The sequence below is a fragment of the Bradyrhizobium hereditatis genome, assembly GCF_020329435.1.
Lineage (GTDB): Bacteria > Pseudomonadota > Alphaproteobacteria > Rhizobiales > Xanthobacteraceae > Bradyrhizobium > Bradyrhizobium hereditatis.
This window is the reverse complement of sequence record NZ_JAGKJK010000028.1, coordinates 11,279-38,130: the sequence shown is the minus strand read 5'-3', so window position 1 is coordinate 38,130 and position 26,852 is coordinate 11,279. Positions and strand designations below refer to the sequence as shown.

At 58.6% G+C, this 26,852-nt stretch carries 16 protein-coding genes and 4 pseudogenes; 14 read left to right on the top strand and 6 right to left on the bottom strand.

Annotation, left to right across the window (positions count from 1 at the left end):
• The first annotated feature begins 350 nt into the window (after nt 1-350).
• From J6524_RS35270 to J6524_RS35235, 8 genes and pseudogenes are all read left to right on the top strand, one after another.
• Complete coding sequence (locus J6524_RS35270) at nt 351-857, top strand: glycosyltransferase family protein (RefSeq protein ID WP_225678494.1); 507 nt, start codon at nt 351-353, stop codon at nt 855-857.
• Entirely contained in the window at nt 854-1,492 is a 639-nt protein-coding gene (locus J6524_RS35265) for a glycosyltransferase (protein WP_225678493.1), read from the top strand. The genes J6524_RS35270 and J6524_RS35265 overlap by 4 nt, the downstream gene beginning before the upstream one ends.
• Before the next feature lie 77 nt (nt 1,493-1,569).
• Entirely contained in the window at nt 1,570-2,619 is a 1,050-nt protein-coding gene (locus J6524_RS35260) for a Gfo/Idh/MocA family protein (RefSeq protein ID WP_225678492.1), read from the top strand.
• 53 nt (nt 2,620-2,672) lie between these two features.
• The gene (locus J6524_RS35255) at nt 2,673-4,175 is read left to right on the top strand and encodes an oligosaccharide flippase family protein (protein WP_225678491.1); all 1,503 of its coding nucleotides are present in this window, start codon (nt 2,673-2,675) and stop codon (nt 4,173-4,175) included.
• A 28-nt stretch (nt 4,176-4,203) separates the two neighbouring features.
• A pseudogene (locus tag J6524_RS35250) lies at nt 4,204-4,656 on the top strand (acyltransferase); the annotation flags it as partial.
• 205 nt (nt 4,657-4,861) lie between these two features.
• Nucleotides 4,862-5,971 carry a DegT/DnrJ/EryC1/StrS family aminotransferase gene (locus J6524_RS35245; protein ID WP_225678489.1) on the top strand — a complete coding sequence of 370 codons (1,110 nt, stop codon included), beginning with the start codon at nt 4,862-4,864 and terminating at the stop codon, nt 5,969-5,971.
• Nucleotides 5,972-6,031: 60 nt separating this feature from the next.
• Nucleotides 6,032-7,036, top strand: coding sequence for an NAD-dependent epimerase/dehydratase family protein (locus tag J6524_RS35240; protein ID WP_225678488.1), 1,005 nt, complete (start codon nt 6,032-6,034; stop codon nt 7,034-7,036).
• Nucleotides 7,033-8,172 carry a DegT/DnrJ/EryC1/StrS family aminotransferase gene (locus J6524_RS35235; protein ID WP_225678487.1) on the top strand — a complete coding sequence of 380 codons (1,140 nt, stop codon included), beginning with the start codon at nt 7,033-7,035 and terminating at the stop codon, nt 8,170-8,172. The genes J6524_RS35240 and J6524_RS35235 overlap by 4 nt, the downstream gene beginning before the upstream one ends.
• On the opposite strand, the gene J6524_RS35230 is transcribed toward J6524_RS35235, so the two are convergent.
• On the bottom strand, nt 8,169-9,539 hold the full coding sequence (locus tag J6524_RS35230) for a glycosyltransferase family 4 protein (protein ID WP_225678486.1): 1,371 nt from the start codon (nt 9,537-9,539) through the stop codon (nt 8,169-8,171). The two genes, J6524_RS35235 and J6524_RS35230, sit on opposite strands and share 4 nt — an antisense overlap.
• 228 nt (nt 9,540-9,767) lie before the next feature.
• On the opposite strand from J6524_RS35230, the gene J6524_RS35225 reads away from it, so the two are divergent.
• From J6524_RS35225 to J6524_RS35210, 4 genes and pseudogenes are all read left to right on the top strand, one after another.
• On the top strand, nt 9,768-11,336 hold the full coding sequence (locus J6524_RS35225) for a class I SAM-dependent methyltransferase (protein ID WP_225678485.1): 1,569 nt from the start codon (nt 9,768-9,770) through the stop codon (nt 11,334-11,336).
• 518 nt (nt 11,337-11,854) lie between these two features.
• A pseudogene (locus J6524_RS35220) lies at nt 11,855-12,122 on the top strand (IS66 family transposase); the annotation flags it as partial.
• A 514-nt stretch (nt 12,123-12,636) separates the two neighbouring features.
• Nucleotides 12,637-14,376 carry a sugar nucleotide-binding protein gene (locus tag J6524_RS35215; RefSeq protein WP_225678484.1) on the top strand — a complete coding sequence of 580 codons (1,740 nt, stop codon included), beginning with the start codon at nt 12,637-12,639 and terminating at the stop codon, nt 14,374-14,376.
• Complete coding sequence (locus J6524_RS35210; protein ID WP_225678483.1) at nt 14,360-16,198, top strand: glycosyltransferase family 2 protein; 1,839 nt, start codon at nt 14,360-14,362, stop codon at nt 16,196-16,198. Before J6524_RS35215 ends, J6524_RS35210 begins: the two co-directional genes overlap by 17 nt.
• A 299-nt stretch (nt 16,199-16,497) precedes the next feature.
• Here J6524_RS35210 and J6524_RS35205 read toward each other — a convergent pair.
• The 5 genes and pseudogenes from J6524_RS35205 to J6524_RS35185 all read right to left on the bottom strand — a co-directional run.
• Nucleotides 16,498-16,971 (bottom strand): annotated as a pseudogene (locus J6524_RS35205) (IS66 family transposase); the annotation flags it as partial.
• Between the two features lie 14 nt (nt 16,972-16,985).
• Nucleotides 16,986-17,186: pseudogene (locus J6524_RS35200) on the bottom strand (IS630 family transposase); the annotation flags it as partial.
• Nucleotides 17,187-17,322: 136 nt separating this feature from the next.
• Nucleotides 17,323-18,747: an HlyD family type I secretion periplasmic adaptor subunit gene (locus J6524_RS35195; protein WP_225678482.1), complete on the bottom strand. Its 1,425-nt coding sequence runs from the start codon at nt 18,745-18,747 to the stop codon at nt 17,323-17,325.
• Nucleotides 18,744-20,960 (bottom strand): peptidase domain-containing ABC transporter, encoded by a 2,217-nt coding sequence (locus J6524_RS35190; protein WP_225678481.1) that lies wholly within the window; start codon nt 20,958-20,960, stop codon nt 18,744-18,746. The genes J6524_RS35195 and J6524_RS35190 overlap by 4 nt, the downstream gene beginning before the upstream one ends.
• Nucleotides 20,938-21,249, bottom strand: coding sequence for a hypothetical protein (locus tag J6524_RS35185; protein ID WP_225678480.1), 312 nt, complete (start codon nt 21,247-21,249; stop codon nt 20,938-20,940). Before J6524_RS35185 ends, J6524_RS35190 begins: the two co-directional genes overlap by 23 nt.
• A 1,044-nt stretch (nt 21,250-22,293) precedes the next feature.
• Between J6524_RS35185 and J6524_RS35180 the strand changes: the two genes are divergently transcribed.
• Both J6524_RS35180 and J6524_RS35175 read left to right on the top strand, forming a co-directional pair.
• A complete protein-coding gene (locus J6524_RS35180; protein WP_225678479.1) occupies nt 22,294-24,630 on the top strand; it encodes an AAA family ATPase in 2,337 nt (778 codons plus the stop codon).
• Between the two features lie 223 nt (nt 24,631-24,853).
• Nucleotides 24,854-26,050 carry a polysaccharide biosynthesis/export family protein gene (locus tag J6524_RS35175; protein WP_225678478.1) on the top strand — a complete coding sequence of 399 codons (1,197 nt, stop codon included), beginning with the start codon at nt 24,854-24,856 and terminating at the stop codon, nt 26,048-26,050.
• Nucleotides 26,051-26,852 lie beyond the last annotated feature (802 nt).

Sequence of the window (26,852 nt, the reverse complement as noted above, 5' to 3'; positions counted from 1 at the left end):
GCGGGTTTACGTCGACACTGATATCGTCATTCCTTCTCATGCATTCGAGCGCTAGCGGCCCGGCTCGAATGGGGCGACGTGTTGGCGGTCGCGCCCACACCAGATTTAGATACAACGGGTTGTTCCTGGCCAACCGTCTATCCAGCCTGACCCTAGCCAGAATTAACCGAGCGCCACTTTAAATACAGCGTAAAATATTTAAATTGACTCAGGTCGATCATTTAATATATAAATCAGCTTGAAATTTAAATAATGCGTTACATGAGAGGGACCCTCACCAGAGGTACGAAACTGGCCACACCTTAGTGTCGCAACGCTCATTTTTCAAAATTTCAAACAGGTGCCAGCTGATGCTTCAGACCAAGGTGCGTCAAAACGACGAAGCGTTGTCGTCGCAATCGCGGGCCAACAGTCCAAAACTGTTGGCGGTCGCCTCGGGCGGAGGGCACTGGATTCAACTTATGCGGATCACGCAGGCATTTGCCGATTGCTCGGTCACCTTCGTCACGGTGCATGATTCTTATCGCAATCAGGTTGCAGGCCATAACTTCTACGTCGTCAACGATGCGAACCGTTGGAGGAAAATTGCGCTATTGAAAGCGGCGGCCAAGCTTGCCTGGATCGTCTGGAGCGAGAAGCCTGATATCGTGATCTCCACCGGTGCGGCTCCAGGATATCTCGCACTTCGGTTGGGGCGAATGATTGGCGCGCGAACCATCTGGCTCGACAGCATCGCCAACGTCGAGCAGCTCTCAATGTCCGGATCGAGAATCGGTCGTTTCGCTGACCTCTGGTTAACTCAGTGGCCCCACCTGACGCGGCCAGGAGGCCCCTATTATGCGGGATCTGTCCTATGATCTTTGTGACAGTGGGTACTCAGGGACATTTCGACCGCTTGGTCCGGACCGTCGACGAATGGGCCGGGAAACACGGACGAACCGACGTGTTCGCCCAGACGGGCCCGTCCGATGCAAGCTACAGGCATATTCGGTCCGAGCAGTTTGTCGATCCGGCGAAATTCCGGGAGTACGTTGAATCAGCCAGCTTGGTTATAGCCCATGCAGGCATGGGCTCGATCATTACTGCGCTCGAATTGGGAAAGCGAATTATTGTCATGCCCCGCCGAGCGAGCATGGGAGAGCAGCGAAACGATCATCAGATGGCCACCGCAAAACGGTTCGCCCAACAGGGACGTATCGAAGTTGCGTTCGACGAACGTGAGTTGCTGGACAAGCTGGATCACCTGGATGTCATCGACGAAACCGAGCCGCTAAGCCCGCAGGCGTCACAAGATCTGATTGCATCCATCCGCACGTTCATCAGAACGGGACACGTTGATGTCGAAGCGCATAGGCTTAGGTACGATCAGATGGCGTTACAGAACTGCCGATCATCTGTGCCTTCTGCGCGACGCGAAGACACCGGGCTCGACTTTGTCCGCAGCTCGGTGGTCGTGCAGATCCCGGGCGCAGTCGGAAGCGAACCAAAATGATTGCAGAAAGATCTTTCTGCCGAGACCTGCCGCTATACGCTGAAAGTTCCACTAATTAAAGAATATAGGTGCTTGAAATGATCGGAATTGGCATTGTCGGATATGGATACTGGGGTCCGAACCTCGTCCGCAATTTCGCGGGCAACGACGCGTCGCGAGTTATCGGAGTTAGTGATCTGGATGCGGCAAAGCTATCCGCTTGCAAGCGTCGCCACCCCGAAATATCGACGACTTCCAATTTCACCGAACTTCTGCGCAATCCGCGCGTAGATGCCATCGCGATCGCAACGCCTGTTCACACACATTTTGAGCTAGCTCTCGCTGCACTGAACGCAGGAAAGCATGTGCTTGTAGAGAAGCCACTTGCTCAAACGTCCGATCAGGTGCGCCGTCTCGTCGACGAAGCCGATCGACGCGGGTTGACGCTGATGGTAGATCACACCTTCCTGTATACGCCGGCGGTGCAGAAGATACGCGAACTCATCCTTCAGGACCAACTTGGCGAGATTTTTTATTACGACAGCACGCGATCCAGCCTCGGTCTATTCCAAAGCGATGTGAATGTGATCTGGGACTTGGCTGTCCACGACCTTTCTATCATCCAGTATCTCCTTGACGAGGACCCTATTGCGGTTTCGGCGACGGGATCGAGCCATGTCACCGGTTCGCCGGAGAACATGGCGCATATCACGTTGTTTTTCGAGAGCAAGTGCGTCGCTCACGTCAGCGTCAATTGGCTCTCTCCTATAAAGGTGCGCCAGACGTTTGTTGGCGGCAGTAAGAAGATGATCGTTTATGACGACCTTGAGCCCACCGAAAAGATCAAGGTCTATGACAAGGGCATCACTCTAAATGCGCAGGCCGAGAATGCCCATCAATTCCGGATCGGATATCGAGCTGGCGACATGTGGGCGCCCCATATCTCGACGAAGGAGGCACTGCAATCCGAGGTCGAACATTTCGTCGAATGCGTGAGCACCGGCGCATCGCCGATTTCCAATGGTCTATCCGGCCTACGGGTGATCGAGGTGCTGGAGGCGGCATCTCGTTCGATCGCCGATCACGGCGCGCCGGTCAGGCTGAAGCAGCAGCGCCCTGTTTCAGAGCGCGTCAGGGCGATTGCTTGAGCTACGACGGCCGGAGACGCTCCTGATCGGGCAAAAGCTATGACAGACTCGCAATGAACTCTGTGCAACGCTCAATCTTCTTCTCCGCGGTCGAGCGATACGCGAGTTTGGTCCTGTTCTTTGTCTCGACCGCAGCCCTGGCGAGACTGCTGACGCCCAAGGAGTTCGGCATCTATGCGGTCGTTCTCGCAGTGACGTCGGTATTTTCGGCGTCGTCCCAGGAGTTCGGCGGGCCCAATTATCTCATTCAGAAGGCTTCTCTCTCGGAAGAGAACATCAGGGCCGCATTTACGATTACGTTTGGCCTGTCGGTCGTGATCGGAATTCTCCTTTATCTGATCGGCGGCGCTCTCGGCGCGGTACTCGGCGCCGACGGTGTCGAAGCGGGCATTGGCGTTGCCGTTCTCAATTTCGGCATCACTCCGTTCTCGATGACGATTATCGCGCTGCTTCGCCGCAACATGCAGTTCGGCATCATAGCGGCCAGCAACCTCGCGTGCAGTTTCACGGTGGTAGTCGTGTCGATTGGGCTCGCGGTGATGGGCTACAGCTATCTTGCGCCGATCTGGGGAATGATTGCCGGAAGCGCCGTTCAGGCAATCTACCTGATCGGAACGCGCGGGGATCTACGGATCTTCCGCCCCTCGCTCGAAGGTTACCCGGACGTCGTCCGTTTTGGCCTATATTCGAGCGGCGTGGTCCTCATCAACGTGTTCTACAATTCGGCGCCCCAGCTCTTCCTCGCGCGGATACTGGATTTCGCGGCCGTCGGCCTCTACAGCCGTGCCAGCAACGTAACGCAGGCGTTCGACAGGCTCATCATTCAGGTGATCAGTCCGGTCATTATGCCGGCTATCTTTGCACAGACGAGCGCCGGCGGGGATCTCAAGCGCATCTATCTCCAAGCGATCTCGCTGCTCACGGTCTTGCAGTGGCCTTTTCTGATCTTCGTGGCGGTGATGGCAAAGCCGATTATCCTGATCTGGCTTGGCCCGACCTGGCTCGAGGTGGTTCCGTTGGTCCGTTTGTTGTGTATTGCCCACCTTTCACTGTTCGCCGCCTGCCTCACCTACCCTGTGCTGGTCGCAGCCGGGAGCGTGCGGGACACGTTGCTCTCGTCACTGATCTCGTTGCCCCCCTCCCTCCTCATCATGTTCGCTGCGTCCTTCTTCGGCGTGGAGGCCGTGGCGGCATCGGCGTTGCTGACGTTGCCGTTCCAGGCAGTAGTGGCGATCTACTATGTGGGCCAGCATCTCAACCTGCGGCTGGCCGATCTCATTCACGCGACACGAAAGAGCGGTATCGTCGCTCTCTGCAGCGGCGCAACGGTCGCCATCTGTGCAGCGTTGGTGGAACGCGGCACGATCGGGCCTGTGGCCGGTGTTCTGATCGCCTGCGGGTCTGCTGCAGGCGTATGGATCGCTGCGTTGTTTGCGGTGCAGCATCCGCTGCTGCCGGAGCTCAAGGCTCCAGTAGCCCGCGTCGTTTACCTAGCCTCGCGCTTGATCGGCCATGTCCCGGTTGTAGCCGCCAGGACGGACCGCGACGTTTGCTGAAGTCCCTCGTACGGTGAGAGAAGTCTCCATGCCTATCGCAGATAACGTCCAGCTCGGTTATGACGTGCGGATATTCCATCCGGATCTCGTCAATCTGTACGGTTGCTCGGTCGGCGACGAGTCGAGGATCGGGACATTTGTTGAAATCCAGTCCGGCGCGACCGTCGGCGCTCGCTGCAAGATCTCGTCGCACAGCTTCATCTGCGAGGGCGTGAGCATCGAGGACGAGGTGTTCATCGGGCATGGCGTCATGTTCACCAATGACAAATATCCGAGGGCGACCGCGGCGGATGGACGACCCCAGGGCCCTGCCGACTGGACGGTGGAACCGACCCGTGTCTGCAAGGGCGCATCAATCGGGTCGAACGCAACCATTCTGTGCGGCATCACCATTGGTGCCAGGGCGATTGTCGGTGCCGGCGCCGTGGTGACGAAGGACGTCCCTCCGGGCGCGGTCGTCGCGGGGGTGCCTGCCCGTGTTGTACCAACGTCCGAGGCCAAGCCTCAGCCGCCAACCGCGGCAGCTACCATCTGAACGAAAGGCTTTACCAAGCGCTCGATTAAATTATTATGATTATAGTTATTTTGTTTAATTTATTTGCCAATGTCATGCGATTTAAATTAAACAGATAGCGTAGATTATAATTGAGCGGCCGATCGGACGCCGATGCGCAGGGATCAGAACATTGATACCTTTTCTGGATTTGAAAGCTCAGTACCATCAGATCAAGCCGGAAGTCGATGCCGCGATCTTGCGTGCAGTCGAAAGCACGCAATTCGTGTTGGGACCGGAGGTCGCGGCATTCGAGAAGCGTTTCGCGACCTATTGCGACGTCGGCCATTGCTATGCCGTCAATAGCGGCACTTCCGCGCTGCACTTGGCACTGCTTGCGGCAGGCGTTGGTCCCGGTGATGAGGTCATCACCGTATCGATGACCTTCGTCGCGACCACAGCCGCGGTGCTTTACAGCGGCGCAAAACCAGTCTTCGTCGACGTCGATCCTGTCACCTGGACGATGGATCCCGCCCTGATCGAAGCGGCGATCACGCCGCGGACGAAGGCGATTTTGCCCGTCCATTTGCACGGCCTGATCGCAGATATGGATCCGATCATGGAGATCGCCCGTCGACACGGGCTTGTCGTGATCGAGGACGCCGCGCAAGCGCACGGCGCCGAATACAAGGGGCGGCGCGCTGGCTCGATCGGCGATTTCGGCTGCTTCAGCTTTTACCCCGGCAAGAACCTCGGCGCTTATGGCGAAGGCGGCGCGGTGGTCACCAATCAACCCGAGTTCGGCAGACGGATTGCCCTGCTTCGCGATTGGGGACAGGAAACCAAGTACAATCACGTCGTCGCTGGTTACAATTATCGGATGGACGGCGTTCAGGGCGCGGTCCTCAATGTGAAGATGAACTACATCGAAGCGTGGACCGAGGGTCGCCGATCAGTGGCCGAACAGTATGATCGCCTGCTGGCGAGGCATTCCGTTGTACGGCCACATCCGCCCGTCCATAGCCGGCACGTCTACCACGTCTATGCGCTCTGCCTTCCGCGCCGCGACGAGGTGTTGAGCGCGTTTCAGGAAGCCGGCATCGGCGTGGGTATTCACTATCCTGTTCCCGTCCATATGCAGAAGGCTTACGCCAATCTTGGCTATCGCGCCGGCGACTTCCCAGTCACCGAAAAGCTGGCTCGCCAGTTTCTCTCGCTTCCAATTTATCCAGAACTGCGCCCGGAGCAGGTGAACGAGGTCGTGACAAAACTTGAGCAGGTCGAATTCGTCGAGACCGCTTGAGGCTTCGAGAGCCAGCTTTCACGAATTGATAGCGGCAACGCTCACTAATAGGAGAGTATCATGGCTGATCTGAAGGGAAAACGAATTCTGGTCACCGGCGGAGCCGGCTTCATCGGCTCGCATATCGTCGATCTCCTGTGCAACGAGGGCTGCGCCGAAATCGTCGCGCTCGACAACATGATCAGAGGACGACCGGAAAACCTCCGAAAGGCGATGACCCGCGGGCCCGTTCGTATGGTCCAGGGCGACATCCGCGACGGCAAGCTGATGGCATCTCTCGTTCAGGCTGCCGATATCGTCTTCCACCAGGCCGCGCTACGCATCACCCATTGCGCAGCCGAACCACGCCTTGCCAAAGAAGTCATGGTCGACGCGACCTTTGATCTGCTCGAATTGTGCGTCAAGCGCGGCATCGAGAAAGTCATCGCCGCATCCTCCGCGTCTGTATACGGCATGGCAGAAGAGTTTCCGACCAGCGAGCGGCAGAACCCTTACGACAACCGCACGCTCTACGGCGCCGCTAAGGCCTTCAACGAGGGGCTGCTTCGCTCATACAAGGACATGTATGGGCTCGATTACGTCGCCTTCCGATACTTCAACGTCTACGGCGACCGCATGGATATCCACGGTCGCTACACCGAGGTGTTGATCCGCTGGATGGAGCGGCTCGAAGCCGGATTGCCACCGATCATCTTTGGTGACGGTCAGCAGACCATGGACTTCGTTCATGTTCGTGACGTCGCGCGCGCGAACATCCTTGCGGCCCGATCAAGGGTGACCGACGATGTGTTCAACGTTGCGAGCGGAACCGAAACCAGCCTGGTACAGCTCGCACGGGCGCTTGCTTCGGTTATGGGCCATCGTAACTTGACGCCGGAGTTCGCGCCGGAGCGTTCGATCAATCCGGTGCCACGCCGGCTGGCGTCGACAGAGAAGGCGGAGCGACGGCTCGGCTTCCGTGCTACCGTCCCACTCGAGCAGGGCCTGGCCGATCTCGTGAAATGGTGGCGGGTCGAACGCGGATCGCTCTCGGCGGCCCGCCAGCAAGAGGCGGCTGCCTCGTGATCCCGATTGCGCTGCCACTTCTCGGCGACGATGAGGCCGAAGCGGCTCGGGAAGCCGTGCTCTCCGGCTGGGTTTCGCAAGGGCCGCAGGTGGCCGCCTTCGAGCGTGACTTTGCGGCTCTGGTCGGCGCGCCCTATGCGTGCGCCGTTTCTAACTGCACTACGGCATTGCACCTTGCCCTAGCCGCACTCGACATCGGTCCGGGTGACGAAGTGATCACGGCCAGCCATTCCTTTATCGCGACCGCCAATTGTGTTCGATACTGCGGCGCGACCCCCATATTCGTCGACATCGATCCGGACACCTACAATATCGATCCTAACCGCGTGGCCGAAGCGATCACATCCCGCACGCGCGCGATCATAGTGGTCCACCAGATGGGGATGCCCTGCGATCTTGCTGCGCTCGTTACGATCGCGGATCGCCACGGTATTGCCCTGATCGAGGATGCCGCCTGTGCCGCCGGAAGCCAGATCCGCATGAACGGCGGCTGGGACCGGATCGGCAAACCCCACGGCCGGATCGCTTGCTTCTCCTTTCATCCCCGCAAGGTGATCACGACCGGCGAAGGCGGGATGCTGACTACCTCGGACCCCGAACTCGATCGTAAATTCAGGTTGCTGCGTCAGCACGGCATGAGCGTTCCTGACACGGTGAGGCACGGTTCTCCGCAGGTGATCTTCGAAGACTACCTGGCTGTCGGCTTCAATTATCGCATGACCGACATCCAGGCCGCGGTTGGGCGCAAGCAGCTAGCGAAATTGCCCGACATCGTGGGACGCCGTCGGGCCATTGCCTCGCGCTATGCGGAGCTGCTGGGCAACATTGAGGGGCTGAGTCTGCCATTCGAGCCGGAGTGGGCCCGTTCCAATTGGCAGAGCTATTGTGTGCGTCTGCCAAGCCGGGCCGACCAGCGAACGGTGATGCAGAAGATGCTCGATCAGGGCATCGCGACACGCCGCGGCATCATGTGTTCGCATCGGGAGCCTCCCTATGCGGATGGCAAGCATCGTCACGATCTTCGTCGTTCCGAACTGGCGCAGGATCAATCAATTCTGCTGCCGATTTACGCACAAATGACCGAGGGCGATCAGGTTCGCGTCGCGACCTCACTGCGCGCCTATCTTGGCCGCTAGCGGTCGGATTGCCGCGAGATCCGCACAGCAGGCCGGGCACCATAGTGGGCACCTGCAGCGGAAGAGCCGTCCCCCGCAATATTCGATCGATCGCCGCGACCCGCAGCTTGGCCGCTCTGCCCGGACGACAGAATAGCGGCGATCCGGGACCGGTCATTGGCATCGTCGGTCGAGGCCTTGCCAACCCATCGTCGATATTTCCGGTGCAGCTTATAGCCGACGAGGCGCGCGACGGAGTGGGTGGCTTCAGCAAGGCGTCGCCGGGTCGAGACGCGGTCGCGGATGGCGCACAGGTACAAATCCTCGACCGTCTTTGCTGCGTGGGCCAAGCTGAAGCGTTGCTCCACCAGCCGCCGCCCGAACAACCCGAGCTCATGACGCAGCTGCCGAGATGCAACCGCACTCTGGAGGGCCAAGCGCAGCGCCGGAGGGCCAGCGCCGCGCGAACCGGGCCCGAGGCCATACCAGCCTTGTTGAAGGAAAGTCGGAGCACTCTCCCGTGTCAGCAGCTCGCTGAAGCCGTTCTCGCCGACTACAACAAGTGGCTTGGCAAACGCCAAACCGCGCAGGGCGGAACCGCCCTGACCAATGACAATGTCGGCGGCAGCGTACCCGGGACGGGGATCGGCCATCTCGCCCGTTAGCACTACGACCTCGCGGCCGACGGCGGCGTTGACCTTCGCGGAACGGGCTGCGACCTCCGCGTGCGCCGGTCCGTCGCCAATAATCATCAGACGCACGGGCTCACGCATGAGCGCCATCTCGCCGACCGCTTCACAGGCCGATAGCAGCCCCTCCAGCTTAAGATCCGGCACGAGCCGACAAATCATGACAATCAAGACTTCGTCGGGCCTGATACCATGGGCGATACGAAAATCCTCGCCATTTGCTGAAGGATGGTCCGCTTGCGCATCGACGGGTGGCTCGAGCAACGTTACGTGCCTATGCCCAGCCGCCATGGCCGCCCTGCGTATCATTTCCGTGCCAACGGTCAGAGGAACTGTGTGCGGCAGGAACGGTGCCACGCTCATGGACATCACTGTTCCGACTACGGCAGCCCTTTCAGGAAGATTCACGCCAAGAAAGGCTTCGATGATGGGTGGCCACTCATGACTGTGCACGACGTCCACGGAGCGGCGCTGAACGACCTCACCGAGCATGCGGCTTACTGCCAGTGACGGCCGTCTTCGTTCCGCCGAGATTTCGATATGTTCGAGCCCCATGGCTCTAACCCGCGCGACCAGTGGGCCGGGATCAGAAATGACGATCACCTCATGACCTCGATCGCGAACAGCGGCGGCAATCTGCACGGCATTGAGTTGCGATCCGCCGATTTCCATGGAATGCGGGTAGACAAGCACTTTCATGCCAGGAGAGCCCTCCATCAGCGCCTTGGCTGAAGCGCTACAACGACGATGCGCTGAACGACACTGCCTAGAGCAAGGCAGAAGCGCTCGCCATTTAATTAACATGGATACAATAACATATTATTGGAATTTCAATTTGAAGCAAATCGAAATTAATGTAATAATTAATTTAGGATCACACCGGATTAATTTTAGGACCACACCGGGCCAAAGGAAACGTTTTTGCGAATGGGTATGATGGACAGGGACGATGGTCCGACACAGACTCGCATATTGGTGGCGATTGCGAGCTATGGAACGTCGAATGACCACTACCTCGAGCGGATCGTCCGCGAATACAGGTCGATGTCATTCGCCGTCGACATTGTCGTACTCTCGAACATCGACAAGAAGCTTGACCCTGGGATCGACTGCCTCGTCGGCCTGCCCAACAAGAATCCATGGTCGCTACCTTTCGCGCACAAGAAGTTGTTCGCGGACCGTTGTGATCGCTATGACTTATTCATCTATTCAGAAGACGATATCCTAATCACCGAACGTAGCCTCCGCGCCTGGATGGAAGTGAACACGCTGCTGGCCAGCAACGAAGTGGCGGGCTTTCTAAGGGTCGAGTACGGGAGCGATGGCGGGCGGAGCTATCCCGATGCTCACGCTAACTTTCATTGGGATCCATCCTCGGTGAGGCGCCGGGGCAACTATACGCTGGCCCATTTTACCAACGAGCACGCTGCCTGCTACGTACTCACTCGCTCGCAGCTTCACAGGGCGTTGAGTTCAGGTGGCTTCGATGTTCCCCCGCACGAAGGAAAATACGACCTGCTGTGTACCGCAGCGACCGATCCCTACACCCAATGCGGGCTGACAAAGCTGATTCCCGTGTCCCACCTGGATGCATTCACGGTCCACCACATGTCCAACCGTTACGTCGGAACGATGGGCGTGACAGCCGAGGAATTCGGCAAGCAGACGGATGCGCTTATGCGCGTCGCTCTGAATGATTCCTCGACCGAGTCGCTGCTTCCGGCCAGAAGTTGGCACTGGCGCTTCGCTTATGCCAAAGACTACTACGAACCGGTGACGCGGGAGGTCACATCGCTCATTCCAAAGAGGGCGCGCAATGTGCTTTCCATCGGCTGTGGTTCGGGGGCCATTGAGCGATGGCTGGTGAAACAAGGTCTGCGCGTCGTGGCAGTGCCGTTGGATCCCATCATTGCAAGCGGCGCGGCGGTCGACGGAGTCGAGATAGTACCTGCAAGCGCGGTCAGCCAAATAGAGTCGAAGTATAAAGAGCATTTCGATTGCGTGCTGTGCTTGAACGTCCTGCACCTAGCGCCCGCTCCCCAAAAGTTGCTCTCGCAGTCACGTGCGTTCATGCATCCGAAGTCCACCCTCATCGTGCAAAGCCCGAACATGATGTCCCTGAGAGCGCTTCGGCCACTTTTCACTACGACTCCACGTCTGACATCCTTCAGTGACTACGAATCCACGGGAGCGCATTTCAGTTCAGCCCGGACGGTCAGACGATGGTGCACCGATTCGGGCTTCAGCGTTGAGAGGACACTGGGAGTTGTTGCGGTCCGCGGCAACGGAATGGTCGGCAAGACTTCGGCCATTGGAGACTATCTGCCCGGGCTTCTCTCACACCTGCTTGCGCCGTCCATAATTGTCACAGCTACAAAGGTGCAGATGGACTCGAATCCCAATGGCGAGCGAACAATCGATAACGCTGCAAGGACCCGTCCATCCGGCATCGCAGCCACATCCAAAGCAGATGAATTGATATCGGCCCCGCCATAGAGCAAGGTCGGGGAATACAATAAGGCGCGGATCTGGCCCCGGCGCCGGCATAGGTGTCGGCGTAAGCGCCCCGCCCGGGCGTTTCGATATCGTGTTCGCCAGGGGTTTCTCAACCCGCGGGCGCTTCTAGACTAGTCACGTGAATCTAAAGTTCGCCACATAAAGTCTGCTAGGCTTGTGGCAGAAGCGTTTGATGGAAGCCAAAATCTGGTCTGCGGACTTGTTCCACTTGAACGGCTTCGGGTTTCTGCGTCTCCCTCCGGTGACAGCCGCTGGCGTTGATGTGACCGTGTTGTCTCGAGTGTTGGACCTTCTGGAGCGATGATCCCGATCGCAGCATGCGCAAGAATCTGGATCGCGACCGGTCACACTGACATGTGCAAGGCATGCAGGGCCTGGCGTTGCTGGTGCAGGAGGGCCTCGGGCGAGATCCTTTTGCCGGCGCCTTTCTTTGTGTTCCGTGCTCGCGCTGGCACGCTGATCAAGGCGCTTTGGCGGGGTTGGACTGTCGCTCTACGCAGGCGACGGCGCCGTTCCGCGTCATCGCTCGCGGGTGGGCCGGTCCCAGCCTTTTGGCGATGGTGCTGTTCGAGCACCAGCCCCTGATTCGGCAAGCCGAAAATACTAAGGAAGGCGTGCCGATCAGCCTGTCGACCCTGGTCGATCAGGTCCGGCGGCTGTACGGTCGCGCTGACGCCGTTGTTCCAGCGCCTCGAGGCCCATGTGCTGAGTGCCGAGCGACTGTACAGCGACGACACCAAGGTGCCGGTTCTGGCTGCCGAGGCTGCTTCGACCAAGTCGCCGGTTACGCTGATCATGGTCACGAACTTCTTCATCCTTTGGATGCAGATCATTCAGCGCGTTGTGAAACAGAAAGACAGAGGTGTCCTGTTCGCCGTCAGTCGCTGTGATCAATTCGCCCTTAGGCCTCGCTGTCCAACAGCGGGAGCGCGAAACAGCTCTCCAGACCCTTGCCAGACTCAGGAAAGAGGCGCGGGCCGAAATTGAGCGCCTGATCCAGTTTCTGAGCCAATCCAACGAATACGTGATGACGGAGTTGGAGGACGAGGGGGACCTGGAAGGAAGTGGGAGACGACGAGCCATCCTTAGGCTCGCGTGATCTCCACTCTGGGACTATTGGCCGTCCCGCTGACAGAAGTAATTTTATTTCAATCTCTAGAGCTTCTCAACGGCATCTTGGCACCGCTGGCTAACCATTCCCATTGCGACCGCAGGACGCGTCTCCTACAATTGCGACCATTGATAGAGACCTTCCTGAGGTACGTCGCGAGAGTGCGCGATGCAGCGTTGGTTGATCACAGGCGCATCCGGGCAGTTAGGCGGCTATGTCCTCCGTGCCCTCTCGGATCGTCATTCTGGCGACTACGTTCATGCGCTTGGCCGTGCACCAATGCCGGGCGCGCACGTCATCGAATGGATCGATCTCCGAGATGGCGCCGCGCTGACGGAATTATTGCGACGCGTGGCACCTACACGCATTCTGCACCTTGCCGCAATTTCGCCCGTGGTGGCCGAGTCCGATCCCGCCTCCTCCCATGCATTGCATGTGGACGCCGCCATGCAGATGGCGGCCTACGCCGCCTCCACGGGCGGGTGGATGCTGTATGCCTCATCGGATTTCGTGTGGGACGGAAACTGCGAGCTTCATAAAGAAGGCGATGTGCCACTTCCAGCGAACGTCTACGGCAGAACCAAGCTCGCCGGGGAGAGAGTCGTCGCAGAGCACGGCTGCGGACTCATCGCCCGCTACTCGCTGTTGTTCGGCCTCCCGGTCGATGAGCGCCAGACATCATGGACCGCGATCGCCGCACGCTTGGAACGCAATGAGCCGGTCATCGCGATCGATGACGAATGGCGATCGCCGATCAACCTTGAAGACGCAGCTTCGGTAACAATAGAGTTGGCAACGCAGTGCCATCGTGGACTCGTACACATTTCGGGCTCATCCGCGATGACGCCGTACGAAATCATAACCATGATGCGCCGGGAGCTTAATTCGGAATCAGAGGTCCAGCGTGTCTCGCGTGCCTCGTTCAGCCCGAACGTGATCCGGCCGAGCAATGTCACCCAGTCCAATAGCCTCCTCCGGCGTCTTCTCCCCGAATTCGAACCCGCGCCTCTGCGATCGGGCTTGCGCATTGAAAGGACCTCGCCGCCGCGCTTTTCCGTGATCATTCCGGTGTATCATGGAGCAGATACCCTGGGTCGGAGTCTGAACGCACTTGCCGATCAGCGATTCGGTCATGGTAGCGGACTGCAAGTTAGTGACGTCGAGGTGTTGCTGGCACTGAACGATGGCCAGAAAGATAGCGAGGTGGTGGCGAAAGCGCATGTGGCAAGCCTGCGCGCCCGGAACTTTCAGGTGCGATTGCTACGGACCCCTCAGACCCGCCGCGCCGCTATTACGGCGGCCGAGGAGGTGGCCGCTATGGGTACGCATCGCCTCTATCTGGACCAGGACGCCAGATTATCCCCGCACGCGCTTTCCGCTATGTTTGCAGCACTCGCGCCCGGCACCGGCATTCACTTCGCCGCACCTCGCGGACTATTCGACCCGTCCCCTTCCCTCGTGGTCCGCGCGTTCTGCCGCTACTGGTGCTCCTTGCCTTATTGTGCGGCTTCACCTGTCACCATGGGCGCCTATGCCGTGTCGGCCGAGGGCCGGCGGCGGTGGGGGAAGCTACCGCACCTCGCTTCGGACGACAAATTTGTCCGGTTGCTGTTCGCACCCGAGGAGCGGCGGCTGCTTGAATCGGAGAGCTATCATGTGGTGGCGCCGCGAAGCTGGGGCGAGCTGATCCAGGCCCGGCGCCGCTATCTGCGTGGCAATCGCGAACTGGCGCGGGCGACCCATCTTGCGCCTGTGGACCCGATTCCGCGCTATAGGGGCGTTCTCAGGCCGCTTCTGCGACCGTCGACTTGGTTCGACTTCGCCGTATTCGTGGCGGCCTGTGGGGCTGCCTGGCTGACGGAAACGGTCACGGCGCGAACGCGAGACCATCGTGAACTCCACGCTTGATGTCGTCATCCCCGCTGGTGGTGATGCTGGGCTACTTCAGCGGTGTCTTGTTGCACTGCTGTGCGATAGCGTCGGCGTCGACCTTTGCGTGATCGTGGTGGCAAATGGGCCTGCGCAAAGTCAAAACCAGGCAAGTGCTCAGTCATTGTTAACGGCGTTCGAGGATGAACGCCAAAAGTTGATCATCGTGACAAACCCCTGTCCGGGCAAGGCAGCGGCGCTCAATCGAGGCGATCGCGAACGTCGCAAAGGAGCGGTACTCTACCTTGACGCAGACACCATCATTCTCCCTGGGACCGTGCCTGCTATCGTCGCGAGTCTGGCCTCGGAAGAACCGCTCCTTGTCGCACCTCCGATGGTGCTGGTTCGGCCGGAAGGAAGGCTAGCACGCGGGTTCGCTTCGGTATGGCCGGGTCTATCCGGGATGGAAAATGATGTCGTCGGAGCCGGCCTCTATGCCACGAACGCGGCGGGCCGCAGCAGGTGGAGCGAGTTTCCCGCTATCGCGGCCGATGACCTGTTCGTCCGCTCGCGCTTCGCAAAAAGCGAGCGAAAACTCCTCACGATGGGCGGCTTCCTTTTCAACCTGCCACGCGGATCGGATCTGCTCCGGGCTAAGCGCCGATGGGACCACGGCAATCGTACCCTTGCACAGCGCCACTATGTCCAACCAGGCAACCTGCCCAGTAGATCAGTATGGCACCGCTTGGGCGATGTCGTGCGTCATTGGCGAGAGAGCCCTGCTCTCGCTTGCTTCATCTTGCTTGCGCTAGCGGCGTGGATTACCCGAGACGAGAAGGATGGTGCCGTAGTGTGGGTCGGACCAAAGCCGCAGCCGATTGCCGCCATCGCACCACGCCGACCTCGCGTTGGCATATGCATTGTTACGCACAACAACGATAGCGAAATCGAAGCGTGCCTTGCTTCGCTCAAATCACGGTGGTCCGATCTTTCGATCCGAATTGAAGACAACGCGTCGCTGGACGGCACGGTAGATATCGTTCGAGGAACCGAACACCGCACGAATATCAGAACGAATTCCATCAACCGCGGTTTCGCAGCTTCAGTTAACCGACTTGCCGCCGATTTCGGTGCGGAAATTGACCATCTTCTGCTGATTAATCCAGACGTGGAGCTAGCGCCCGACGCGATCGATCAATTGATCGCCGCCTCGCTTGCGAGCGAGAACGAAGCGATTGTCGGCGGGCGAATGATGCGAGTTGACGGCAGCATCGACCCCAGCAACTGCCTTGCCGAACCATCGCTCCGACAATCGATTGCCTTCGCACTGGGGCTGCGGCGCTGGCCTGGTTGCAGATGGATCGATCCTGATACACTTGGCGGGTGGCATCGCACGGGCATCCGAGCAGTTCCCGTGCTCACGGGAGCGGCGCTCCTGATCAATCGCGTATTGTGGGATCGCTTGGGAGGATTCGATGAGCAATACTTCCTGTATGGAGAGGACGTTGACCTCTGCATCAGGGCAAAAAGACTGGCGAGCACCACGCTTTTCACTGCTCTCGCCCAATATGTCCACAGAGGCGGCACGAGTTCAGCAAGCGACTTTCATCGATGGATCGCCATCCTGCGAGGCAAGGTGAGCCTTTATCGTCAGCACTTGCCTTCGCTCCGAGGTAGATCGGCGCGATGGCTGTTGCTGGGCGGCGTAGCCCTTCGCTCGATGGCCGAAACATCGGGGCTTGCTGGCACAAAAATGTGGCGAGACCTGTGGCGGCAACGCGATCTGTGGCTTTGCGGATGGCCACAGCCTGACGGGAATCAGTTGGCGCGCGAAGTCCGAAAAACAGCGCGTAAGCGTTGAGGGTGCGTCCGTTCCGACAATACTGATAAATCTACCAAAACCGTCCTAACGAGCAGTGCTGGCGACTAGGCCTGCTGGCGACCAGAGGCCGTACACTGCAAAGACAGGCGACAGTAGGACCGCGCTAAGGCGGCCGAGGATTCGCTCGCGGCGATGATCGTGCGTCATTCCACCCTCACCTTGCCGTGCCGGCCATGCCGATCGCGGTACGCATCGGCGACGGCCCTGGTCGGGTCGCCTTGGACGGATAGCTGATTGCGCTCAGGCGGCGTGAGCGACATTCTGGGGGCGCCAGTTCCAGGCAGGAGTTCGTGGATGCGCTTGGCGGGATGATCTGGCAGGCGGGCCAGCACGTCGGCGAACCAAGCCTCTGGATCGATGTCGTTGAGCTTGGCGGTGGCGATTAGGCTATAGATCGCAGCGGCGCGCCGGCCGCCCTCATCGGAGCCGGCTAAGGTCCAATTTCTTCTTCCCACGGCGACGGCCCGTAGCTCGCGTTCGGCGGCGCTGTTCGACATGCAAAGCCGTCCGTCGTCAAGGAAGCGTGTGAAGGCATCCCAGCGGTTGAGGCTGTAGTTTATCGCCTTGGCCGTGTCGTTGCTCCTGGAGAGCTTGGCGCGCTGTTCACGCAGCCAGGCCTCCAGCTCGACGATCAGAGGACGCCCAAGCTCGTGCCGCACGCGCAAACGCTTCTGCGGCGCAAGAGCGTTGATCTCACGTTCGATGGCGAACAGGACATCGATGCGCTTAACCGCCTCGGCCGCAAAGGCCGACGGTACGTACCTAACAGCGGATCGCTCGACCACCTGAATGTCTGGCTTCGGTGGTGCGGCTGCAAGCCGAACGCCGCCCACATTCGGCGGATCGTGGTGTGGGAAAAGCCAGTGTCCGCAGCCATCGAGCGGATCGACCAGTGCGTCGCGTCGACCGGCGTCGTGCGCAACGTCCGTTCGATCACGGCAGCAACCTGATCGTCGTTGATGGTTCGACGGCAAGCAACACTTGCCGCCGAAAAATGCCGGATTCCACCGTCTTTTGACTTTCGCGACAGAAACTAGTCTAGAGTTTCAGGAAGCTTCGGCAGATATTGAACGAACACTTCGGGACCGAACACAGACGCTCGATCAATACTCCCGGATGCTTTCGTCCAACCCGCGAAGTAGCGGATAGAGGAAATACGATATCACGCTCCGTTGCCCGACTTTCATTTCGGCCGTAACGGCCATGCCTGGGATCAACTGCGTACGGGCGGAGGGCAGCCGAAGTTGCACGTCGGACAAATCGATCAGTACGCGATAATAGGGAACTGTCGTGCGACGCGCAGCTTCGGCTTTAGGATCTGGCGCAAATGAGTCCTGGCTGATGACGCGGACCGTTCCTGTTCCCGTCCCGTATTTCTGGAAGGGGAAAGGCTCGAACTTGATCCGCACCGCCTGGCCTACTGATATTTGCCCGACATCCTTGCCCTCGACGTTGACCTCCGCCTGAAGCGGTACATCCCGCGGGACAAGCACAAAAAGCGTTTCCGCCTCGCGCACGACCGAACCGATCGTACGGCTGGCGATCTCGAGCACGATAGAGTCTGCCGGGGCCCTTAACACAATCAGTTGTCGGCGCAGTTCGACTTTCTTCAACTCTTCCGCTGCGCTGTCTCGCTTTGTCAGCGTCTCGACAAGGTCCTGGTACGCCGTGCGGCGAAAATCCTCGGCGAACACTTTCTGATCGGCTCGTGCTTTGTCCACCCGATGCGTGTAATCGGCAATATTGCCGCGTACACGAGCCAGATTGCTCTCGACTTCGAGGCGGGCATCGCGGGAAAGCAGGAAGTTCAGCTTTGATCCAACTTCCTTGGCCATCAACGTGCTGCGCATTGACTCGATCGACTGCATGTTATCAAGCCGCTGCACCAGGACCGCTTCTTCGTTCTGCGCTGTTTTCAGATTGGCCTGAGCGGAAGCGATCTGCGCATCAAAATTCTGCATCTGCGCGTCGCGAGCCGACTTCCTTTGAAGAAACATCTTTCGCTGCAAAACGGCATCGGCGTCACCGAGGTCAGTTACGATATAATCGGTGCCAGCCAACTCAGCTCTTAGACGAGCAATCGACGCATCGAAACCGGCAACTCTGTTTCGCAACTGGTCGTGGTCCGCCTGCGAGAACGTCGGATCGAGCGTCGCCAGCAGGTCACCGCGGTTTACCCGATCGCCGGCCTTGACGTGAATGTCCCGGATAACCGAGGTCTCCAGCGGCTGCACCACGAGGTTCGGGCGCATGGTAACCAGCTTGCCTTGGGCAGTTACAATCATGTCGACCTGTGACACCGTGGCCCAGGTAACCGCAGCTACGATCAGTGCAAGGATGCAATAGAGCGTTAGCCGTGCGAAACGCGGCGGCGACCGTTCCTCTACTTCGATTGCATCGGACTGAAATTCGGCGATCAGGCGCGGTTGCCGGGAGGCCCTGAACAGCCTTCCCCGACGCCGCTCAACCTTTCGGGGCTGCGCCAACTTATCCGTCTTCGCGATGGCTCGCGGTTTCTCCGTCTTCATGCGATTTGCTTCGTCTGCTGGGTCCAGAGATGCCGGTAGATGGTGCACTTCGAAAGCAAACGATCGTGACGATCCACGTCAACGATCTGACCGCGGTCGATCACCAGGATCTCGTTGGCGTCCGCGAGCATCGACAGTCGGTGGGAAACGACGATAACGGTCCGCCCTTCGGCGATCCGCCGTAAGTTGCGGCGGATGATCATTTCGCTCTCGGAATCCAGCGCACTGGTTGCCTCATCGAGAATGAGAATACGGGGGTCGGTGATGAGTGCCCGGGCGATCGCAAGACGTTGCTTCTGACCGCCCGACAGGTTCGAACCGTTCTCTTCAATCATCGTATCGAAGCCACGCGGCAAGCGCTCGATGAATTCGTCGGCGCCGGCGAGTTGCGCGGCCCTTACTACTTCGGCAAACGTCGCATCGCGCTTCACGCAGGCTATGTTGTCCCGAACCGTACCTCGAAACAGAAAACTATCCTGCAGAACTACGCCGAGGTTCCGGCGCAGATGCTCGAGCTCGAGCTCCCGGGAATCGTAGCCGTCGATCCGCAGCAAGCCCTGCTGCACCGGATACATTCCAGCAATCAGGCGCGTGAGCGTTGTCTTGCCCGAACCGCTTCGGCCGACTATTCCGAATACCGATCCAGGCGCAATCGAAAACGACACGTCATTCAGCGCCGGCGCACCTTCCGCACCGTAGCGAAAGGAGACGTTCTCAAACTCAATTTTCCCGGTCAGATCCGGCCGCAATCCGTCGCGGTTGCCGTCCCTTTCCGGCTTTTGGTTCATCACCTCGCCTAGCATTTTAACGGCCAAGGCGACTTCCTGATATTCGTGAACCATGGTGACCATTTGAACCAGCGGCCCGGAAACCCGCCCCGCTAGCATATTGAAGGCTACCAGGGCGCCGATGGTCAGTTCGCCGCTAAAGACGTCGAGCGCACCCAGGCCAATGATCCCAAGCGTCATCATCTTCTCGAGAAATCCGGTGACTGCCTGGGCGGCCGCTGAAATCTTCTCGACTCCGAAACGCATGGTCACCGCTTGTGCACAGCGGTCGTCCCAAGTCTTGCCCTGCAATGGCTCCATGGCCAGTGACTTCACGGTGCGCATGCCGTGTACGGTCTCGACCAGCAGCGCCTGCCGCGCACCCTCCGCTTGGTACAAGTCATACAGTCGCCGGCGGAATGGTCCCATCAACAAGGCGACAACGAGACCGCTGACAGCCGTGAACGCCAGAACGACAGAGGTCAGCTTCAAGCTGTAAAGCGCCAGTACCGGAATGAAAACCAATAGCGACAGCGCGTCGAGCGTTGTCAGAAAGAGCCGGCCCGTCAGGAATTCACGAATTCGCCCAGCCTGCTGCATATGCTTCACGAGAACGCCGGCCGAAATGTGCTCGAAGAACGTTACAGGCAGGCCGAGCAGATGGCCGAATGTCTTGGTCGCTATGCGGATATCGACTTTGTTCGTCGCATAGAGCAGCAGGTAGCGGCGCAGGAACCCGAATATCGCATCGAAAGCCAGCGCAGCGGCGGCGCCGGCCGCCAACACGTAAAGCGTGGTGAAGCTCTCATGCACCAGGACTTTGTCGATGACCAGCTGAAAAAAGATGGGAAGCGCGAGACCGAGTGCGTAAAGCAGCACGGCACAAATGGCGACATCGGTGAGCAGCCGCCACTGACGCAGCAGTTCGGGGACGAACCAGCGAAGCCCAAATTTCTTTCGGCCATCCGATAGCATGTTTTCGCGCTTTATCAGAATGGCATCTCCCCGCCATCGCGCGCAAAATTGGTCTTGGCCAACGACGAGCGGCTCATTCTGACGCTCGGCAAGCGGGTCAAAAACAACAACTGCCGCAGTGCCATCAGACATCTCCGCAGCGCGAAGAACGACGACCCAATTGCCGTTCGAGAGACGGAGCATAACCGGATATGCCTGCCCCATTCGCAAGAGAACGCCCCAATCAAGCTGCGCGGCCTGCGCGCGCAGGCCCGCCTCCTTCGCCATTCGCAGCACGAGGTCCACTGAAGTCGGAGCACCGTCGACGGCATAGGCGTGTCGCAGGCGCTCGACTGGTAAATCGATGCCGTGGTGAACCGCCATCCTGGCGAGACAGTCTAGTGCGGTTTGCGGATGCGCACCTTTCGATGTCAAAATGGGCGTTCCCGCCGCAGCGGAATCGCCGATTTCAGCGGAAATTGCTTGAGACATTCGGCGACCGCGGGCTGTTGGGGGTGGGTTGGCCGGCAGGTGAAGCAGCGTGTGACGGATCGGTGCGCCGAACTGCGCCAGCATCGACCAGGCCCTGAAGTGCCTTTTGCATCACCTCAACTGAGTTCGCGAACGACTCCACCGAGAAGATCAGCCTTTGACGGAACACCCGTTTCGGCGCGTTGTTGGCGTCCCGTTCCGTCGGTGAAAGACTGAACAGGTCGACGCGTACGATCGAGCCGCCGACAGTGATTTCACCTATGCCGTCCGTAAAGATTTCCGTGTCCATTTCCGTCACTCCTATGCTGCCAATTATGGCTTGAAGATCAACGCCGTAGCTCGTCTTAATTGACGTCGGTCGGACACAGACTCGAACCGCCGCAAGCACAGCCGCCCGCGTGCACGGCTGAACCGGAACGAAAATTGGCAAGCGGTTGAATCGGCAGCATGACAACCAGAAACCAAAACGGCCGACGAAAATAATGACACATTTAATCTGCATTTAATAAGCACGTCAATTCGATTCTCAAATTAAATGAGAAGAACCTGTTCCTGTTTCGACTACTTCAAAACGCTCGCGACATTGTCGGCGCTGCCAAGCCCCCGCCTGAAAACCAGAGACGATCATCCTGGGCCTGTTTTAGAAATCCGCTCCAAACCTGCAGGCTCGGACGGAACTGGTCGCCGGTGCTTCCACGTGCTCATAGCCTTGGTCACAATCGCCCTGCAGGGGACAATCGCTCCCCTCGGGAAGCGGGATTGACTTCTCAGCGGCAGTGTCAGTTCCGGAATTAACCCCTTGAGCGCCTATCAAGCTTAATCCCGGAGTTTTGTTGCAGGTGGTTGCGCGCTCGCTAAGTTGCGGCATGCCAAAGCGCACCAGGCCCCCCATGAAAGACGACCTGACAGTCCGCTACGAGGAAATTCTTCGCCTCCGAGAAGAACTCGAGAGGCTGCTTGCCCGTTCAAAACAATCGCATTCTCGAAAAAAATCGGCTGCCCGGAAAAAGGCGAGTCTATCGCGCGATTAAAACTCCTCCTCGCGTTACCGCAGAACCAATAGGAGGCACCTCGCAGCCCGAAGATTATCTCCCAGCCTGACGTTGTAGCGGTAGGGGCCGCGGCGGATGGTCATGCCAACTAGCCACCTCTTGACTGCCGCGCTTTGAGGGCGCCTCGGAAAATTAACTACTATCATTTAATTTGGACAACAGATTTTTCCCCTGTTATATTTAAATGCCTCCATCCTCGACCGGAGGCGTCAAATCTGGCCCAACACGATCACTGTTGCGGCCGTCGGACGGCGATCACAGGCCGCGCAGCGAGCACCAAAATGCTTCAAACCAACATGTTAAACGCCGAGCAGACCCGCAATCCTCAGACCGGCCCGGCGTACAGCGACGATGCCGGATCTGGGGGCGGTATAAGCGAGCTTATTAATTTCGCACTCGGGCTGCTGCGACGCCAATACCTTGTGATCATCCTTACTGCGGTGTTCGCATTAACATCATGCATAATCTACCTACGGATCACCCCACCCACCTATACTGCGCGTGTGCAGGTCCTTCTGGCAAACCCCAGGGCGCAGTTCGTACAGCAGCAGTCGATACTTTCGGAGCCAGCCTTCGACCACAACCAGATCGAGACCCAAATCCAGCTGCTCAAGTCGAGCGCGCTGGCAACCTCAGTGATCACTCAGCTTAACCTCGTCAATGACCCCGATTTCAGCGGTTCCGGACCGTCACTGTCTTCATTATGGCGCGCGGCATCGACGTGGAACTCGACCCTGCCGGAGCAATCCAAAGCTGGCACTCCGGCAGGACTGTCCGATGCCATCACGGCATTCCAGGACCGGCTCTCAGCAAACCGGATCGGCATGAGCAGCATTCTGGAGATCAGCTTCAGTTCGAGCAACCCCGAACGAGCCGCGGAAATCGCAAACGCAGTAGCAGGCGCATACATCACGGAACAACTGAATGCGAAATTCGAGGCCAATCGAAGTGCAACCAGCTGGCTTCAGGACAGGCTGCGCGATCTTGGCGACCAGGCGCTCAATGCTGAGCGCGCTGTTAATCAATACAAGTCTCAGAACAACATCGTGTCCCCGGAAGGAAAGTCGATCGACGAGCAGCAGGTCACAGAGCTCAACAATCGGCTGATGGCGGCTCGCGCGCAGCTGACCGAAGCCTCAGCGAGGTTAAATCAGTACGACGCTATATTGCGCAGCAACCCAGCTAATTTGTCTTCGATGGGCACCCTGGATGCTGTTGGCTCCGACGTCACCAGCAATCCGATCATAAACGGCCTCCGACAGCAGTATCTTGAACTGACGAGACGCGAAAGCGAGTATTCGGCCAGATTCGGACCTAACCATCAGGCTGTTGCCACTCTCCGCAATCGTATGCGCGATCTACGCTCTTCGATTTTCGATGAGGTCAGAAGACTTGCCGAAAACACCCGAAATGACCTCGAAGTTGCTAAGCAGCGACAGCAACAGATCGAGAAGCAGCTGGCCGAAGCGGTGGCCCAATCGCGCACAACGAATGCGGCTGAACTGACCATACGGGAGCTGGAAAATCGTGCGAAGGGTTTGCGCAGCCTGTCTGACATGTTCCAGCAGCGCTACATCGGCTCCAAGCAACAGGAGAGTTTTCCCATCTCCGAGACAAGGGTAGTCCAGCCTGCGTCGCCGCCGCTGAGCAAGAGCAAACCGAAAAGCAGGGTAATTCTCGCGCTGGGCTTGATTGGCGGCATCGGCTTCGGGATCATGCTGGGCTTGTTCCGAGAGCTAATGGATCGCGTCTTTCGCACCTCCGCGCAGATCGAAGCCGAACTGGGACTGCCATGCCTCGCGTTGGTGCCGGAGCTCGTCGTGCCGCAGACACCGATGCGCAGAGCCAAATCGCGTTCGAGCGAGGGGGATCTGGGCCAGCGAACCATTTCGAGGGATTCTGCTATCCACCGTGCCGTCATCGACAGACCGCTATCGAGGTTCGCCGAGGCGATACGTTCGATCAAGCTGGCAATCGATCTCAATGCGACCAAGACCTCGAATCAGGTTATTGGCATCACCTCAGCTTTGCCCAATGAAGGCAAGACCACGATTGCAGCTTCCCTGGCGCAGCTCGTTGGGCACGGTGGCAAAAGCGTCATCATCGTCGACTGCGACCTGAGGAATCCTTCACTGTCCTCCAGTCTCGCACCAAATGCAGCCGCCGGCATAATCGAGGTCACCAATGGCAGCCAGTCGATAGAAGAGACAGTTTGGCGGGACCCAACGACGAACCTGGCATTCTTGCCGGCCGTTCGTCGGAACGACCTGCTGCACAGCAGCGAACTCCTTTCGACGGACTCAATGCACAAGCTCTTCGACCGGTTACGGGCGAGTTATGACTACGTCATCGTCGATCTTCCCCCCCTGACACCATTGGTCGATGTTCGCGCCACAACACAGCTCGTCGACCACTTTATCCTTGTTGTCGAATGGGGACAGACAAAGATCGACGTCGTCAAGCACGCCCTGCACACCGCCCCTACCATCCACGATAGCTTGATCGGCACTGTCCTCAACAAGACCGACATCAAGGCAATGGCTCGCTACGACAGCTATTTGCGCGATTACTACAGTGAGGACCACTGCGCCCGCTACGGCATATCCAATTCCGGCTAAGCAGGGATTTGTTATTCTATATCGGTGATCATTAGTTGTTTGCGCCGGCCCGCAACTGTTGCAGGCCCGCAACACACGGGGACTGCTTTTCAGTTAGATAGACGAACGGGCTGGTTCGATTCGCCAGGCAGTGCCAACGTGCCGCCATTGGTCTCAGTTGATAGTTGGGGGAACGGTTCTGATCCGGACGCTGCAAATCGGGGCGAGAATCGCGGTCGGCATTATGACCCTGTTCTGTGCCGGATGTATCATCACGCCTGGTAGCGGCCCCTTGGGCGCAGACGTGCAGAGGGCCAAGGAAGGCAGCGAGCCGGCCGCCCTCCCCTATGCGCTGGTCAAGCTGACCCCGGAAGTCGTCAACATTCTTGGCCAACACATACCCAGGCTATCCACGGCGTTTGCCGCTCAAACCCCGCCGAAGGCATTTCGCTTTGGGATCGGCGACATTGTCAGTGTCACTATTTTTGAGGCCGCAGCCGGCGGTCTTTTCACGTCCGAAGCAGGTGTCCGCGCTGGCAACTTTGTCACCATTCCCAACCAAGCGGTCGACGAACAAGGCAATATCTCGGTTCCATACGCGGGTTCTATTCGGGCCAAGGGCCGCACGCCCTTCGAGATCAGCAACGAGATCACGGACAAACTCAAGGCTCGCGCCCTTGAACCGCAAGTCGTGGTCAATCTCGCGACGCAAAACACTTCCTTGATCACCGTCCTAGGGGACGTGCGAACCGCCGGTCGTTTTCCAGCCAGCCCCTCTGGCGAACGCGTCCTTGATGCGATCGCACGTGCAGGCGGCCCATCCGCGCAAGGATACGACACTTGGGTCTCACTCAAACGGATGGGGCATCGTGCCAGCGTGCCATTTGGCGCGCTGATGTATGAGCCCGCCAATGACATTTATGTGCTCCCCAACGATGTCATCTACCTATTCAATATGCCGCAGACCTTCGTCGCGTTTGGCGCCGGTGGAACGCAAGGCCAATTCAAGTTCGACGCGTGGCGCCTGTCGCTGGCCGAAGCAATCGGAAAACAAGGTGGACTGAACGACGCTCAAGCCGATCCTGCGGCGGTGTATCTCTACCGCGGTGAAACGCGGGCCGTTGCCAAAGAGATCGGCGTCGACGTCAGGCCATTTCAGGGCGACATCATTCCGATCATTTTTCACGTAAACCTTCGGGATCCATCGGGCTATTTCCTGGCCCAGTCATTCCAGATGCGTAACAAGGACGTCATCTACACATCTAACTCGGTTAGCGTGGAAACCACCAAGTTCCTGGTCTTCCTGAGAACCATCATGGCGACCGTAAACGACCCGATCATCTACGCAACCAACTTCTTTGCCCTCAAAGCAGCTGCTTCGGGCACCGGAACGACGACGATTATCACAACGCCGCCGCCGATTACGACTGCGACCCCCTAAGCATGATCCGGAATAGTGCGTAGCGGCCTTCCGGATCATGATCGACCACGATTCTAAGAAGCATCACGCTTTTAGTCGGTCACCTCCGGCCGGAATCAGAGCACCGATGCGGCTGGGAATCTGGACCCCGGCAAAGGTCGGCAGTCGATCGCCGCGATCCGCCGCCTTTCTGGCTGCGCATCAACAATCATCCCAGTCGCCCATAGCCTTGCGACGGCACCGGCGCCGCCCTACCAGGCGCCCGCCACGAGCTGCCACGTGGATCACGCCATGTGCAAAACTCCGCAAGGCGCACAATTGCACACTCGAAGGCGGCTCCGCGAGGGATAGGGTGTCATGGGACGGAACACCCAAGATCATTGCCCGAGTAGATCTTATTGCCCGGGTCCGCCTCGTTTGAGGATCCAATCCCGCTTCCAAATGGCTGCCGGCTCCTCACGTTGGGGATGCCGCCAGCTAAATCACGAAGCTGCCGAAAGCCGAGCACTCCCGCGCCGGAATGGCAAGCGGTCACGGAGGCGCTAATTCTCGTTGCAGAGCATGGCGGCCCGACGATGCTCGCCCGGATCGGCATCATGCGGGCGTTGAATCGTCACATCGAACGGGACTTTAATCCCGAGCGCAAAGGTCATCATTGGGCAAGCGCAAGCTGAAGAGACCAATGACCGTTTTCGTCCACGTCGATACGAGCAAGCGGTCGGGGACCCTGATCACCTCAAGATCTTCGCGAATGCCGACGCCGCGGAAACCTGGCTAGAGACAAACGATCCTGAAGGCGTTGTCTTCGAGTATCCGGTAATCG

Coding starts and splice junctions, on each gene's coding strand:
- J6524_RS35225 (WP_225678485.1), top strand. CDS start 9,768: ATGGGTATGATGGACAGGGACGATGGTCCGACACAGACTCGCATATTG.
- J6524_RS35190 (WP_225678481.1), bottom strand. CDS start 20,960: ATGTCTCAAGCAATTTCCGCTGAAATCGGCGATTCCGCTGCGGCGGGA.
- J6524_RS35240 (WP_225678488.1), top strand. CDS start 6,032: ATGGCTGATCTGAAGGGAAAACGAATTCTGGTCACCGGCGGAGCCGGC.
- J6524_RS35195 (WP_225678482.1), bottom strand. CDS start 18,747: ATGAAGACGGAGAAACCGCGAGCCATCGCGAAGACGGATAAGTTGGCG.
- J6524_RS35255 (WP_225678491.1), top strand. CDS start 2,673: ATGAACTCTGTGCAACGCTCAATCTTCTTCTCCGCGGTCGAGCGATAC.
- J6524_RS35270 (WP_225678494.1), top strand. CDS start 351: ATGCTTCAGACCAAGGTGCGTCAAAACGACGAAGCGTTGTCGTCGCAA.
- J6524_RS35215 (WP_225678484.1), top strand. CDS start 12,637: ATGCAGCGTTGGTTGATCACAGGCGCATCCGGGCAGTTAGGCGGCTAT.
- J6524_RS35265 (WP_225678493.1), top strand. CDS start 854: ATGATCTTTGTGACAGTGGGTACTCAGGGACATTTCGACCGCTTGGTC.
- J6524_RS35175 (WP_225678478.1), top strand. CDS start 24,854: ATGACCCTGTTCTGTGCCGGATGTATCATCACGCCTGGTAGCGGCCCC.
- J6524_RS35230 (WP_225678486.1), bottom strand. CDS start 9,539: ATGAAAGTGCTTGTCTACCCGCATTCCATGGAAATCGGCGGATCGCAA.
- J6524_RS35180 (WP_225678479.1), top strand. CDS start 22,294: ATGCTTCAAACCAACATGTTAAACGCCGAGCAGACCCGCAATCCTCAG.
- J6524_RS35260 (WP_225678492.1), top strand. CDS start 1,570: ATGATCGGAATTGGCATTGTCGGATATGGATACTGGGGTCCGAACCTC.
- J6524_RS35185 (WP_225678480.1), bottom strand. CDS start 21,249: ATGGACACGGAAATCTTTACGGACGGCATAGGTGAAATCACTGTCGGC.